Source organism: Listeria ivanovii subsp. ivanovii, from assembly GCF_900187025.1.
GTDB lineage: Bacteria > Bacillota > Bacilli > Lactobacillales > Listeriaceae > Listeria > Listeria ivanovii.
Map to the genome: position 1 here is coordinate 1,277,348 of NZ_LT906478.1, position 13,813 is coordinate 1,291,160.

Annotated in this window: 13 protein-coding genes; 11 read left to right on the top strand and 2 right to left on the bottom strand. The window is 37.2% G+C overall.

Features of this window, described 5'->3' with window-relative positions:
* Positions 1–11: 11 nt before the first annotated feature.
* The 6 genes from hslV (at position 12) to CKV67_RS06360 (ending at position 4,499) form a co-directional block, all read left to right on the top strand.
* On the top strand, positions 12–551 hold the full coding sequence (gene hslV, locus CKV67_RS06335) for an ATP-dependent protease subunit HslV (RefSeq protein ID WP_014092680.1): 540 nt from the start codon (positions 12–14) through the stop codon (positions 549–551).
* 13 nt (positions 552–564) lie between these two features.
* Entirely contained in the window at positions 565–1,974 is a 1,410-nt protein-coding gene (hslU, locus tag CKV67_RS06340; RefSeq protein WP_014092681.1) for an ATP-dependent protease ATPase subunit HslU, read from the top strand.
* A 20-nt stretch (positions 1,975–1,994) separates the two neighbouring features.
* Positions 1,995–2,774, top strand: coding sequence for a GTP-sensing pleiotropic transcriptional regulator CodY (codY, locus tag CKV67_RS06345; RefSeq protein ID WP_014092682.1), 780 nt, complete (start codon positions 1,995–1,997; stop codon positions 2,772–2,774).
* A 98-nt stretch (positions 2,775–2,872) separates the two neighbouring features.
* Positions 2,873–3,292 carry an acyl-CoA thioesterase gene (locus tag CKV67_RS06350; RefSeq protein ID WP_014092683.1) on the top strand — a complete coding sequence of 140 codons (420 nt, stop codon included), beginning with the start codon at positions 2,873–2,875 and terminating at the stop codon, positions 3,290–3,292.
* A gap of 21 nt (positions 3,293–3,313) precedes the next feature.
* Positions 3,314–3,634, top strand: a complete 321-nt coding sequence (locus CKV67_RS06355) for a hypothetical protein (protein WP_014092684.1) — start codon at positions 3,314–3,316, stop codon at positions 3,632–3,634.
* Positions 3,627–4,499 (top strand): aldose 1-epimerase family protein, encoded by an 873-nt coding sequence (locus tag CKV67_RS06360; protein WP_014092685.1) that lies wholly within the window; start codon positions 3,627–3,629, stop codon positions 4,497–4,499. The genes CKV67_RS06355 and CKV67_RS06360 overlap by 8 nt, the downstream gene beginning before the upstream one ends.
* A gap of 42 nt (positions 4,500–4,541) precedes the next feature.
* Here the strand turns inward: CKV67_RS06360 and plsY are convergent, their stop codons facing one another.
* Positions 4,542–5,138, bottom strand: a complete 597-nt coding sequence (gene plsY, locus CKV67_RS06365) for a glycerol-3-phosphate 1-O-acyltransferase PlsY (protein WP_025279907.1) — start codon at positions 5,136–5,138, stop codon at positions 4,542–4,544.
* Between the two features lie 157 nt (positions 5,139–5,295).
* On the opposite strand from plsY, the gene CKV67_RS06370 reads away from it, so the two are divergent.
* The 4 genes from CKV67_RS06370 (at position 5,296) to CKV67_RS06385 (ending at position 10,855) form a co-directional block, all read left to right on the top strand.
* Positions 5,296–5,703 carry a CoA-binding protein gene (locus tag CKV67_RS06370; RefSeq protein WP_025279908.1) on the top strand — a complete coding sequence of 136 codons (408 nt, stop codon included), beginning with the start codon at positions 5,296–5,298 and terminating at the stop codon, positions 5,701–5,703.
* A 179-nt stretch (positions 5,704–5,882) separates the two neighbouring features.
* A complete protein-coding gene (gene parE / locus CKV67_RS06375) occupies positions 5,883–7,850 on the top strand; it encodes a DNA topoisomerase IV subunit B (RefSeq protein WP_014092686.1) in 1,968 nt (655 codons plus the stop codon).
* Positions 7,847–10,306 (top strand): DNA topoisomerase IV subunit A, encoded by a 2,460-nt coding sequence (parC, locus tag CKV67_RS06380; protein ID WP_014092687.1) that lies wholly within the window; start codon positions 7,847–7,849, stop codon positions 10,304–10,306. Before parE ends, parC begins: the two co-directional genes overlap by 4 nt.
* A gap of 81 nt (positions 10,307–10,387) precedes the next feature.
* Entirely contained in the window at positions 10,388–10,855 is a 468-nt protein-coding gene (locus tag CKV67_RS06385) for an S-ribosylhomocysteine lyase (RefSeq protein WP_014092688.1), read from the top strand.
* Positions 10,856–10,984: 129 nt separating this feature from the next.
* On the opposite strand, the gene CKV67_RS06390 is transcribed toward CKV67_RS06385, so the two are convergent.
* On the bottom strand, positions 10,985–12,844 hold the full coding sequence (locus CKV67_RS06390; RefSeq protein WP_014092689.1) for an acyltransferase family protein: 1,860 nt from the start codon (positions 12,842–12,844) through the stop codon (positions 10,985–10,987).
* Positions 12,845–13,053: 209 nt separating this feature from the next.
* Here CKV67_RS06390 and CKV67_RS06395 point away from each other — a divergent pair, with 209 nt between their 5' ends.
* The gene (locus CKV67_RS06395; RefSeq protein ID WP_014092690.1) at positions 13,054–13,761 is read left to right on the top strand and encodes a glycerophosphodiester phosphodiesterase; all 708 of its coding nucleotides are present in this window, start codon (positions 13,054–13,056) and stop codon (positions 13,759–13,761) included.
* Positions 13,762–13,813: the final 52 nt, after the last annotated feature.

Genomic DNA, 13,813 nt, shown 5'->3' on the forward strand with positions numbered 1-13,813 from the left:
AGGTTATGGAAATGGAATTACATGCTACAACGATATTTGCAGTTCATCACGACGGAAAAGCTGCGATGGCAGGAGACGGTCAAGTAACACTCGGAGAATCCGTTGTTATGAAACACACCGCAAAAAAAGTTCGTCGGCTTTTTCATGATAAAGTAATTGCAGGTTTTGCGGGTTCAGTTGCAGATGCATTTACGTTATTTGAAAAATTCGAAGCAAAACTTAATGAATATAATGGCAATTTGGAAAGAGCTTCCGTAGAACTTGCTCAACAATGGCGTAGTGACAGTGTTTTACGCAAACTAGAAGCGATGCTAATTGTAATGGATAAAGATACATTGCTACTTGTTTCTGGTACAGGTGAAGTTATCGAACCTGATGATGGGATTTTAGCGATTGGTTCTGGGGGGAACTATGCTCTTGCTGCAGGTCGAGCGTTGAAACGACATAATGGTGGTCAAATGGAAGCCAAAGACATCGCACGCCATGCATTAGAGATTGCTTCGGAAATTTGTGTTTTTACAAACGACCATATTACGGTAGAAGAGCTTTGAAGGAGTGATTAATTTGACAAATCAAATGCTAACGAGCCAGTTAACACCTAAACAAATTGTCGAAAAACTGGATCAATATATTATTGGACAAACCGGCGCTAAAAAATCAGTCGCGGTAGCACTACGAAATCGGTATCGCAGACAACTTATGGATGAAACCATTCGTGATGAAATCATTCCGAAAAACATTTTGATGATTGGACCAACAGGAGTCGGAAAAACAGAAATTGCTCGTCGGATTGCCAAAATTGTTCGAGCGCCATTTTCAAAAGTAGAAGCAACTAAATTTACAGAAGTAGGCTATGTTGGTCGCGATGTAGAATCTATGGTTCGTGATTTAGTAGAGGTTTCTGTTCGTTTAGTCAAAGAAGAAAAAATGCAACTAGTGCGTGTCAAAGCAGAAAAAAATGCTGAAAAACGCCTTATTAAATTATTAGCACCAAGTCAAAAGAAAAAACAAACGACGTCCCCAAATCCAATAGAAGCCCTATTCGGAGGGATGAATCATCAGGAAGAACCTGTTGATGAAGAAGTGGATCAAGAATTAAAAAATAAACGCAGCCAAATCGAATGGCGTCTTCAAAACGGTGAACTTGATGATGAAATTGTGACAGTGGAAGTAAAAGAACAACAAAATCCAATGTTAGATATGATGCGCGGGGCTGGAATGGACCAAATGAATGGCATGCAAGATGCGCTTTCAGGAATGTTCCCAGCGAAGAAGAAAAAGCGAAAAGTTGCTGTTCGAGAAGCGAAAAAAATTCTTTTTGAAGATGAAGCATCGAAACTTATAGATTCAGAAGAATTAGCTGCAGAAGGAATTCATCGTGCAGAACAAATGGGCATGATTTTTATTGATGAAATTGATAAAATTGCCAGCAAAGAAGGCGGCGGAAATGCTCAGGTTTCTAGAGAAGGTGTTCAAAGAGACATTTTGCCTATCGTTGAGGGGTCGCAAATTTCTACTAAATATGGTACAGTCAACACGGAGTACATTTTGTTCATTGCAGCTGGAGCTTTCCATATGTCGAAGCCGAGCGATTTAATTCCTGAACTTCAAGGGCGCTTTCCAATTAGAATTGAACTAGATAAATTAACCCAAGAAGATTTCTACAAGATTCTCACTGAGCCGGACAATGCGCTTATTAAACAATACAAAGCCCTACTTAAAACTGAGGGAATTGATTTGGTTTTCACCAAAGAAGCTGTCGAGCGAATTGCAGAAATTGCTTTCCAAGTGAATCAAGATTCTGATAATATTGGAGCAAGAAGACTTCATACCATTTTGGAAAAACTACTGGAAGATTTGCTTTTTGAGGCTCCGGAAATTAATATGGAATCAGTGAAAGTAACAGAAAACTATGTAAATGAAAAACTTGCGCCAATCATGAAAAACAGAGATTTAACTCAATTTATTTTATAAAATACTAGGAGGATCTAATAATGACTTTATTAGAAAAAACAAGAAAAATTAATGCAATGTTACAAAACGCTGCAGGAAAAACAGTAAACTTTAAAGAAATGGCAGATACATTAACAGACGTAATTGAGGCAAATACTTATATTGTAAGCCGTAAAGGTAAATTGCTTGGCTATTCAGAAGCACTTCCAATTGAAAATGAACGTATGAAACAAATGCTTACAGAACGTCAATTCCCAGAAGAATATACGCAAAGTCTTTTCAATGTAGGCGAAACTTCTTCTAACTTGGAAGTATCCAGTCAATATACAGCTTTCCCGATTGAAAATAGTGATTTATTTACAAAAGGATTAACAACAATAGTACCTATCGTTGGTGGTGGAGAACGTCTTGGAACACTAATTTTATCTCGTTTAGAAAGCAATTTTACGGATGATGATTTACTTTTAGCTGAGTATGGTGGAACTGTTGTTGGTATGGAAATCTTACATGAAAAAGCAGAAGAAATTGAAGAAGAAGCGCGTAGCCGTGCTGTTGTACAAATGGCAATTAGTTCACTTTCATATAGTGAGTTAGAAGCTATTGAACATATTTTCGATGAACTAAATGGTAAAGAAGGACTGCTAGTTGCTTCTAAAATTGCAGACCGCGTTGGTATTACACGTTCTGTAATCGTTAATGCACTTCGTAAGTTAGAAAGTGCTGGCGTTATTGATTCTCGTTCACTAGGAATGAAAGGTACATTTATCCGTGTGCTAAATGATAAATTCCTTGTTGAACTTGAGAAATTGAAAAATAACTAAAAAATAAGTAAAGCTTTCTCTGGAAATATTCAGGGGAAGCTTTTTTTTATCGGCTTTGGTAAAATAAGAAAGAAGAAGTTGTGACTGGAGGAATAAAAATGGAAATTGCTGAAACAATAATTGAAGTACGTTATGCGGAAACAGACCAAATGGGAGTTGTTTATCATAATAATTACCTAGTTTGGATGGAGATTGGTCGCACAAGGTTAATTGAACAATTAGGTTTCCGTTATTTTGATATGGAAGAGGCAGGATACCTATCTCCAGTGTTAGATGTGCATATCCATTATGGTAAACCCCTGCGTTACGGACAAAAGGCAGTTGTCAAAACATGGATAAAAGGGTATGATGGACTTCGTGTTACCTATGGTTATGAAATTTGTTATGAAGACACGAAAGAAATTGCGATTACAGGTGAAACAGAACATGTATGCGTAACAAAAGAAGATTTTCGACCTGTGTCTTTGAGAAGAACATTCCCGAATTGGCATAAAGCCTATCTAAAAGCATTAGAATAAATAAGACTGGTAGTGATAAAAATGGCTTTTGGTGTAAAGCGTGATGAAATGGACATATGGAAAGAAAAAGCAAGTCGTGGTGAGATAGCAATTATTACACATTATTGGTTAGATGATCGGTTTCCTGATTCCAAAACAGTAACCAAAGTTGCGTGTTCTGATTTGAAAAAATTACAGCAATGGGGAAAACAATATGGCCTTGCGCCAGACTGGATCGACAATCGTCGAAAAAACATCCCGCATTATGATTTGTTTGGAGAAATGCAATTAGTAGTGCTGAAACGAGAGCATGAATGGGAACAAATCGAGCGGTTTCATTTGGAGGAGAAAGAAAATGATTAAATTGGAAAATGAATTAGTACTTGTAGAGATGAAGGAATCAGGAGCTGAATTAACACGGATTTTCCATAAAAATACTGGTTTAGAATATTTATGGAACGCGGACAGTAAGTTTTGGGGTCGTCATTCACCTGTTCTATTCCCAACAGTAGGAAGACTAGTAGAAGACACTTATTTTGTAGAGGGTGAACCATATCATTTAGGTCAACATGGTTTTGCTCGTGATCGTGACTTCAAAGTGGTGGAACAAACGGAAAATAGAATTCGTTTTGAACTAGATGCAGATGAAGCTTCTTTGGAAATTTATCCATACCAATTTAAGTTGTCGATTAGCTATACATTAGAAAAAAATACCGTAGCTGTTTCTTTTGAAGTAGAAAACACAGATACCAAACGGATTTATTTCTCGATAGGAGCACATCCGGCTTTTAACTTGCCGCTTACTGAAGATACACATTTTGAAGATTATTATTTAGATTTTGGAGCAAAGGAGAACTTAGAGACGCTTTGTTTAGAAGGACCTTATCGTAGTGGAGAAATAAAAAATATTACGAAAGAGCCGACACAAAAATTACCACTGAATTATGACCTATTTAAAAATGATGCGCTTATTTTTGAAGCATTGAACAAAAAAGAAATCACTATTAAATCTGATAAAACTGCCCATTTTGTTAAGGTAGCATTTCCTGAATTTCCTTTTGTTGGTGTTTGGACTGCAAAAGCGGGTACGCCTTTCCTTTGTATTGAACCGTGGTATGGAATTGCAGATGGCGTAGGGGACTCAGTAGAACTTCGAGATAAAGCTGGAATTGAGCACTTAGAGCCAGAAGCAGTATTTTCTTCTGAATATCAGATTACAGTAGGATAAAATCAAAACCCAGAAGCACAAAATGAGCTTCTGGGTTTTATATTACATCCATTTAATTTTAGGTTCTTCGCCGTTACGAATACGACTAATATTTGCTCGGTGACGCCAGATAACAAAAATGGCAATACAAGCAACTAGGATAATTAAAATCCAATCTCCTAAGAAAAAAGAAATAAGTAGAGCGGCAAGTGCGCCAATCATGGAACTAAGAGATACATATTTGCTTAGCTTTAGCGTAACTAAGAACACAACTAGTGCAGCTACAAATAATAGTGGCGCATAAGCAAGAATGACCCCTGCAGATGTAGCAACTGCTTTTCCACCCCGAAAGCCAGCAAACAGTGGGAAACTATGACCAATAATAGCGAACGCTCCAGTAAGTAACCAGAAATGATGGTCGACATTTAATTGAAAGAAAAATGGAAGTAAAGTTGCAACGGTTCCTTTTAAAATATCCATTATCGTTACGATGCTACCAGCTTTAACTCCTAAGACACGAAAAGCATTGGTTGCTCCTAAGTTTCCACTACCAAAATCTCGAATATCTTTCTTGTAAAATATTTTCCCAATCCATAAACCAGATGGTATCGATCCGATAACATAGGCTAACAATGAAAGCAAAATTAAATTAATTGTCATTTTTAAACCCCTCAAGTAGAAATGATGTTTTCCATAAAGAATTATAGCATAAAAAAGAGATATTTGGCTAAATTGTAAGTAGAAATCATGATGAAAAGTTGAAAAAAACCCAAAAATAGCTTATGATTAGAAAGAATAATAGGGGGCGATTAGACTAATGCAAAATCCAACAAGAGAAGAAATTAATCATATTTTAAAACAAGCAAAAGTAATCGCAGTCGTTGGCCTGAGTGATAAGCCAGACCGCACAAGTTATCAAGTAACGCAACTAATGCAGCAAGCGGGGTACAAAATTATACCGGTAAACCCTAATGCAGAAGAGATACTTGGCGAAAAAGCAGTGAAGCAATTAACCGACATTAAAGAACATGTTGATATTGTTAATGTCTTTCGCCGGTCAGAGTTTTTACCCGAAATTGCTAAAGCGTTTGATATGATAGATGCAGATGTATTTTGGGCACAACTTGGCATTTTTAATCAAGAAGCATTTGATTTTTTGGCAGAAAAAGGATATCCTACTGTCATGGATTATTGCATTAAGGTTGCTTATCAAGAAATGGATTAAATGACAGACCATTTTGGGAGGAAGCAGGTTCTTATAGCAGAGCCTGTTTTTTTATGAAAAAGAAATTGTCACTAAACTATCACTTTATTAATTAGCTAGTTAATGCTATTCTGATAAAGTGGTTTTCAGCAAATAACAACAAATGCTAGAGATTGATGGAATGAAGGGAGTTTTGAAGTATGAATAGGAATGAGTATAATGATGATTCTATTCAGGTGCTTGAAGGGCTTGACGCAGTTCGGAAACGCCCAGCGATGTACATTGGTTCAACAGATGTACGCGGGTTGCACCATTTAGTATATGAGATTGTAGATAACTCGGTCGATGAGGCCCTTGCAGGATTTGGTAAGAAAATAGTTGTTACACTTCATGATGATGGTAGTGTGAGTGTTAGTGATGAAGGGCGCGGGATGCCAGTTGGGATGCACAAAACTGGTAAATCTACTGTAGAAGTTATTTTAACAGTACTTCATGCCGGCGGTAAATTCGGGCAAGAAGGCGGTTATAAAACTAGTGGAGGACTTCACGGTGTTGGTTCATCGGTTGTAAATGCGCTCTCTGAATGGTTAGTCGTAACGATTAATCGTGAAGGAGCAACTTATGAACAAAGATTCAAAAATGGTGGAAAACCAGATGGGACACTAAAAAAAATCGGTAAGTCAAAAGCAACAGGAACAACCATTCGCTTTAAACCAGATCCAGCCATCTTCCCAACCACTTCCTATAACTATGAAACACTTTCTGAACGTTTAAGAGAGTCGGCTTTTCTTCTTAAAGGAATGCTGATTCAGTTAATTGACGAACGTGTTGGTATGGCAGAGTCTTTCCATTTTGAAGAAGGTGTGAAAAACTTTGTAGAATATATTAATGAAGGCAAAGATGTTCTTCATCCAGTAGCAAGTTTTGAAGGCGAAAATGCATCAATTGAAGTCGAAATGGCCTTCCAGTTCAATGATGGCTACTCAGAAAATATTTTGAGTTTTGTAAATAATGTCCGGACTCGTGGAGCAGGTTCTCATGAATCAGGGATGAAAGCTGCGATGACACGGATTTTTAATGACTACGCTCGTCGTGTTAACTTACTCAAAGAAAAAGACAAAAATTTAGAAGGTAGCGATATTCGCGAAGGCTTATCGGCAGTTCTTTCTATTCGTGTACCAGAAAAAATTCTTCAATTTGAAGGTCAAACAAAAGAAAAGCTAGGGACGCAGGAAGCTCGTCAAGCAGTTGATGCGGTAGTGGCTGAACATTTAGCTTACTTCCTCGCTGAAAACCCTGAAACAAGCTCTCTTCTTGTTAAAAAGGCAGTTAAAGCTCGTGAAGCAAGAGAAGCTGCCAGAAAAGCGCGTGAAGAAACGCGAAATGGTAAGAAAAAGAAACGTTCCGAAACACTTCTTTCTGGAAAATTAACACCAGCTCAGTCTAGAAATCCAAATAAAAATGAACTTTATCTTGTTGAAGGTGACTCAGCGGGTGGCTCAGCTAAACAAGGGCGCGACCGTCGTTTCCAAGCTATTTTGCCGCTTCGAGGAAAAGTAATTAATACGGAAAAAGCAAAACTGCAAGATATTTTAAAAAATGAGGAAATTAGTACGATTATTCATACAGTAGGCGCAGGAGTTGGCGCGGAGTTTGATGTGGCAGATTGTAACTATGACAAAGTGGTTATTATGACTGATGCCGATACGGACGGGGCACATATTCAAGTGCTATTATTAACGTTTTTTTATCGTTACATGCGTCCGCTTGTTGAAGCTGGAAAAGTGTTTATTGCTCTGCCGCCACTATATAAAGTAAGCCGAGGTTCTGGTAAAAAAGAAGTGATTGAATATGCTTGGACAGATGAAGAATTAGACTCTGCTATTCAAAAAATTGGAAAAGGCTATATGATTCAGCGTTACAAAGGTCTTGGCGAAATGAATGCTGACCAACTTTGGGAAACAACGATGAATCCAGACACACGTACTTTAATTCGTGTACGTGTTGACGATACGGCTCGTGCAGAACGTCGCGTAGCAACACTGATGGGTGACAAAGTGGAACCAAGGAGAAAATGGATTGAAAAGCATGTCGAGTTTTCTATGGAAGACAGCCAAAACATTTTAGAAAATGAAAACATGATGGTTGAGGAGGCGAAAGACATTTGAGTAATCCAGAACAACATATCCAAGACTTAGCTCTAGAGGAAGTTATGGGCGATCGTTTTGGTAGATATAGTAAATATATTATTCAAGAACGAGCACTTCCAGATGTTCGTGATGGGCTTAAACCCGTACAGCGCCGTATTTTATTTGCCATGAATGTAGAAGGTAATACCGCCGAAAAAGGTTTCCGTAAATCGGCTAAAACGGTCGGAAATGTCATTGGTAATTACCATCCACATGGTGACTCGTCCGTATATGAAGCGATGGTTCGGATGAGTCAAGACTGGAAAGTACGAAATATGCTGATTGAAATGCACGGAAATAATGGTAGTGTAGATGGCGATCCGCCCGCAGCAATGCGTTATACTGAAGCACGACTATCGCCAATTTCAGCAGAACTTTTACGTGATATCGAAAAAGAAACAGTTGATTTTATTCCAAACTTTGATGATACTTCTAGTGAACCAACCGTTTTACCAGCACGTTTTCCTAATCTTTTAGTGAATGGATCTACTGGTATTTCTGCTGGTTATGCGACGGACATTCCTCCTCACAACCTAACTGAAATTATCGAGGCAGTTATTAAACGACTTGATAAACCACTTTCGACTACAGAAGAAATCATGAAAATTGTCAAAGGACCAGATTTTCCAACAGGCGGAATTATTCAAGGGATTGATGGTATCCGTAAAGCCTATGAAACTGGTAAAGGTCGCGTAGTTGTCAGATCCAAAACCGAAATTGAAGATATCCGTGGTGGTAGAAAACAAATTACCATTCATGAAATTCCTTATGAAGTGAATAAGGCTAATTTAGTGAAACGCATGGATGAACTTCGTATTGAGAAGAAAATTGAAGGTATTTCAGAAGTACGCGATGAAACTGACCGTACTGGACTTCGAATTGCTGTCGAACTGAAAAAAGACGCCAATGCAGAAGGCGTACTGAATTATCTGTTTAAAAATACCGATTTACAAGTCAGCTATAATTTCAATATGGTTGCTATTCACAATAAACGTCCAGAATTAATGGGAATCATTCCGATGTTGGATGCGTATATTGAACACCAAAAAGAAATTATTACGAAGCGTTCTGAATATGATATTCGAAAAGCGCGAGCTCGTCAGCATATTTTAGAGGGATTAATTAAAGCTTTATCGATTTTGGACGAAGTTATTAAACTAATTCGTGGTTCGAAAGATAAACGAGATGCAAAATTAAACTTGCAAACAACTTATGATTTCAGTGAAAAGCAAGCCGAAGCAATCGTTTCTTTACAACTTTATCGTTTAACCAATACCGATATTCATGAACTTCAAAGTGAATCCAAATCACTTGCAGAACAAATTAGTGTATTGGAAAAAATCTTAGGTGATGAAGCAGAACTTGTGGCTGTTTTAAAAGCAGAGCTAAGCGAAATTAAGAAAAAATACAAAACAGCTCGTCGGACAGAAGTACAAGCAGAAATAGCAGAAATAAAAATCGATACAGAAGTGCTAGTCGCAAACGAAGATGTTATTGTATCTGTAACGAAAGAAGGTTATGTGAAGCGTACAAGCCAACGTTCTTATGCTGCATCAAATGGTAAAGAACTAGCGATGAAAGAAGCTGATCATGCAATCTTTATTAAAAAGATGAACTCACTTGAATCGCTTTTACTATTTACAAGTAAAGGGAACTTCATTTACCGACCAGTTCATGAGCTACCAGATATTCGCTGGAAAAACTTAGGTGACCATGTTAGTCATCTAGCAAGTGATTTATCTGCAGGTGAGGAAATTCGTTCAGTCATCGACATTCCAACCTTTACAGAAGAACAACGATTTTTATTTGTTACGAAAAACGGGATGACCAAACAGTCTATAATCACCAATTATAAGCCACAACGCTATTCGAAGTCGATGATGGCTATTAAGTTAAAAGATGACGATGAACTTTTAAATGTGCATTTAATTGATGGAACAGAAGATATTTTCCTTGCAACAAAAAATGGGTATGGATTGCGATATCCAATTGCCGAAATTCCAGAATCTGGTGCTAGAACCGCTGGTGTAAAGGCAATTAACCTAAAACAAGATGATAAAGTTGTTGGTGGGGTAGTTCTTTCGCCAAATGATCCAAGGCATATCCTACTTGCTACACAACGCGGTTCTCTGAAACAAATGAAAGCAAGTGAATTTGAACCAATTTCTAGAGCAAAACGTGGCTTACTAATGTTACGAGAACTGAAGAATAATCCACATCGCTTTATTGGCATCACGCTTGCTGACAATAAAGATCACTTGTTTATAGAAACGAACACAGACCAAATTGTTGAAATTGATGTAGCTAATCTACGTGTAACGGATCGTTATTCTAATGGTTCCTTTGTATTAGATGAAACGATGGAAGGTGAACCAGTGTCCATTTGGCTCGATATACCAGAAATAAAAGATACAACAGATTCTAAAGATGAATAGGAAAAGGATCTTTGCTTAGAAAATAGGCAAAGATTCTTTTTTTTGATATAATGGCAAAGAATAAGAGGAGGGGTTATTTAAGTGGCAGAAAAAATGAATGTAGAAAGTTTTAATTTAGATCATACAAAGGTTAAAGCACCTTTTGTTAGGTTAGCGGGCACAAAAGTAGGCGTGCATGGTGATGAAATTTATAAATATGACGTACGGTTTAAACAACCAAATAAAGAACATATGGAAATGCCAGCACTTCATTCTCTAGAGCATTTAATGGCAGAACTTGCTAGAAATCACACCGATAAATTAGTAGATATTAGCCCAATGGGATGCCAAACAGGTTTTTATATATCTTTTATCAATCATACCGATTATGATGATGCACTGGAAATCCTTGCTACTACTTTAACTGATGTTTTAGCAGCGACAGAAGTACCTGCATGTAATGAAGTACAGTGTGGTTGGGCGGCAAGTCATAGTCTCGAAGGTGCTCAAGCTCTTGCAGAAGAATTCTTGGATAAAAGAAGTGAATGGAAAAATGTTTTCGGCGAATAATTAGCATGAAACATAAATGGAACCTAACGATTACAAACAGCAGCTATTGGTCTTTTTACTAGTAGCAATTAGCCTTTTAATTTCACGTGAAAAATAAAAATAACAATTCGCCCATTTTAGGGCGGATTGTTATTTTTTCATAGTATTAGTTAGCAAAGTTACATATGCTTTAGAACCACTTTTGGTTAAATGGACGCCATCTTTTCCAAAATATTGGGGGTTATTTACAGCTTGCGAATACCAATCAACTACAGTGACATTCGATCTATCAGCTGCATTTGCAATACTCTTGTTTACTTCCGCTTCCCATCCACGAGGTACTTTTGTATTAACAAGGTAGATTGAAGCTTTATCGAATTGATCTAAAAGAGTGTCTAATTGTGATTCAGTGAACGGTCCATTGGTACCAAGCTCAAGTATAACAGCACTTCCAGAAGCGTTATACTTTTTATAACCGGTCGCCGTGGTTATTGCATCTCTTAATTGCCGACCAACAAGACCATCAATCGTAATATTTGGCACCGCTTCTTTTAAATAAGGCTCAATGTCAATCATTATTGAATCACCAAGTGCAAGTGTCTGGGTATAAGAAATAGTCCCGTTCGAAGCAATTGGTTTACTTTTTCCAGGGGGGGCTTTTTCAGGTGGTTTTGCTGTTTCTGTTTTCTTTTTAGTGTCTTTATCATCAGTCTTTTTTTTAGGTGGCGACTTCTCACTGTCAGATGAATCTGTTTTTACGGAAGTCGTTTGTTTCTCGGCATTTGTATTAACAGGTAATATATTAGTCATTGCAAGAGAGAACAACACTAATACTGTTGCGAGGCCAGTGATACCAAGCCATTTCCCTACAGGCTTATTTTTCCAAACGAAATAGTTTTTGTCTTTGAAACCCTTGAAATAATTAATAAAACCGTTTTTTCGAATAGGCGTTTCAATAAATCGGAAAGATAGCTCGGCAATAATAAAAGTGGCAGCAACTTGTAAGATCGCTCGCCAAATATTTGGCTGGCCAACTTCAAAAACAGGAGTCGTTAATGTGATAATTGGATAGTGCCATAAATAAATGCCGTAAGAACGAGTTCCAATCCATCTTAGTGGTTTAAAACTAAAAATTTTACTTAAGTAAGATGCTGGATGTGAGATAGTGGCAATCATAGTTACGCCGATAATGGCAACAAACAGTAATCCGCCACGATATAAAAATGGTTGATATTCACTCACAAATGCTGTAAATACAAGGAAAAGTAAAATGCTGAGAGTTCCGGCTATATTTAAAACTGCTTTACTTTTTTTAGGAACAACAGGGCTTAGCCGATTAAAGGGCCAAACAAAGGCAAGGGCGCAACCTGCTAGTAAATCGAATGCACGAGTATCTGTTCCATAATAAACACGACTAGGATCAGTTCCTGGGTCATACAGAATAGTCATCCAAATAGCAGAAAGAAGTCCAAGCCCGATAACGATTTTTAAAAGTAATTTTGGATTTTTAACCCAACGTAAAAATACAAGTAAAAATGCTGGCCAAATTAAATAGAATTGCTCTTCAATTGCGAGTGACCATAAGTTTTTAAGTGGTGAAGGAAGCCCGAACGAATCGAAATAGGAAACGTTATGGAAGATAAACCACCAATTACTCACATAGAAGAAAGAGGCGATAGCGTCACCACGTAGATTTTTTAAAATTTCAGGATGGAATAAAACCGAATAGATGACAACAACTACAATCATTATATATACAGCTGGAATAAGCCGTCTAAAACGTCTCAGCCAAAATTGTTTTAATTGAAGAGTTTGTGTTTTTTCCCATTGTGTTAATAAAATATTGGTAATTAAGTACCCAGATAATACGAAAAATATGTCGACTCCAATGAATCCACCTTTTGCCCAACTGAAATTCAGATGATAGGAAATGACTGCAATAACAGCGAGCGCTCGAAGTCCGTCAATACTCGGAACATATTTTCTACTGTAGCGAGTAGTCCTTTTCAAAATAACATCTCCTAAATGTAATAAATAATTCTATGTGTAACCTTAGACAGAGATAAGAAAGTCTTCTGTTTCAAGCTCCATACTATAATAACACAGATAAATCAAGAAGTAATTTAAAAAGACAGTTTTATTTATTGATTTTAATAATTTGAGTATATTGGCTTATTTTTGATATAGTAAAAATAAGCTAAAAGTTTGGAGGGAGAAAAATGACAGAGGTTTTTGCCCATCGCGGTAGCAGTGGAACACACCCTGAAAATTCTTTGCCGGCAATGAAAGAAGCGATAAATTCGGGGGCAGATGGAATTGAATTAGACATCCATGTACTTAAAACTGGAGAATTAATTGTGATGCATGATGAAAAAGTAGATCGGACAACAAATGGTTCGGGATATTTAAAAGATTTTACGCTTTCTGAAGTAAAAAAATTAGCCATTGGAAATCGTTTGTTTCGTAAAGTGTGCGTACCAACTTTAGAGGAGGTTTTTACTTTAATTGAAGATTCGGGTGTTATACTTAATATTGAATTAAAAACAGACATCTTTGAATATCAAGGAATTGAACAAAAAGTAGTCGATTTAGGAAAGAAATATCCCAATGTCAAAGTTATGTACTCCTCCTTTAATCCGCATACCTTAGTTCGGTTGCGAGAGCTAGATAGGACATCCAGACTAGCACTTATTACACATGAAAACTTGGATGCTGTATTAGATTTACATAAAAAAATCCAGCTAGATGCTGTGCACCCGCCAATCCAAGCGAAAGATACTCCAATTTTAAAAGAAATTCCTGCACGATATTGGACAGTAAATAAAGAGGAGGATATGACATATTTTTGTGCTATTAAAGCCAAAGGGATAATGACGGATTTCCCCGAGAGAGCAGTAGCGATAAGAAAAACTACCAATAATCAGTGAGCAAAACGCTTTCATTCTAACTAGTTAAAAGCTATAATGATAGCAAGTTAAT

Excerpts from the sequence above, each read along its gene's own strand:
- CKV67_RS06360 (WP_014092685.1), top strand. The coding sequence starts at position 3,627 with ATGATTAAATTGGAAAATGAATTAGTACTTGTAGAGATGAAGGAATCA.
- hslV (WP_014092680.1), top strand. The coding sequence starts at position 12 with ATGGAATTACATGCTACAACGATATTTGCAGTTCATCACGACGGAAAA.
- CKV67_RS06350 (WP_014092683.1), top strand. The coding sequence starts at position 2,873 with ATGGAAATTGCTGAAACAATAATTGAAGTACGTTATGCGGAAACAGAC.
- CKV67_RS06355 (WP_014092684.1), top strand. The coding sequence starts at position 3,314 with ATGGCTTTTGGTGTAAAGCGTGATGAAATGGACATATGGAAAGAAAAA.
- CKV67_RS06370 (WP_025279908.1), top strand. The coding sequence starts at position 5,296 with ATGCAAAATCCAACAAGAGAAGAAATTAATCATATTTTAAAACAAGCA.
- codY (WP_014092682.1), top strand. The coding sequence starts at position 1,995 with ATGACTTTATTAGAAAAAACAAGAAAAATTAATGCAATGTTACAAAAC.
- CKV67_RS06395 (WP_014092690.1), top strand. The coding sequence starts at position 13,054 with ATGACAGAGGTTTTTGCCCATCGCGGTAGCAGTGGAACACACCCTGAA.
- plsY (WP_025279907.1), bottom strand. The coding sequence starts at position 5,138 with ATGACAATTAATTTAATTTTGCTTTCATTGTTAGCCTATGTTATCGGA.
- parE (WP_014092686.1), top strand. The coding sequence starts at position 5,883 with ATGAATAGGAATGAGTATAATGATGATTCTATTCAGGTGCTTGAAGGG.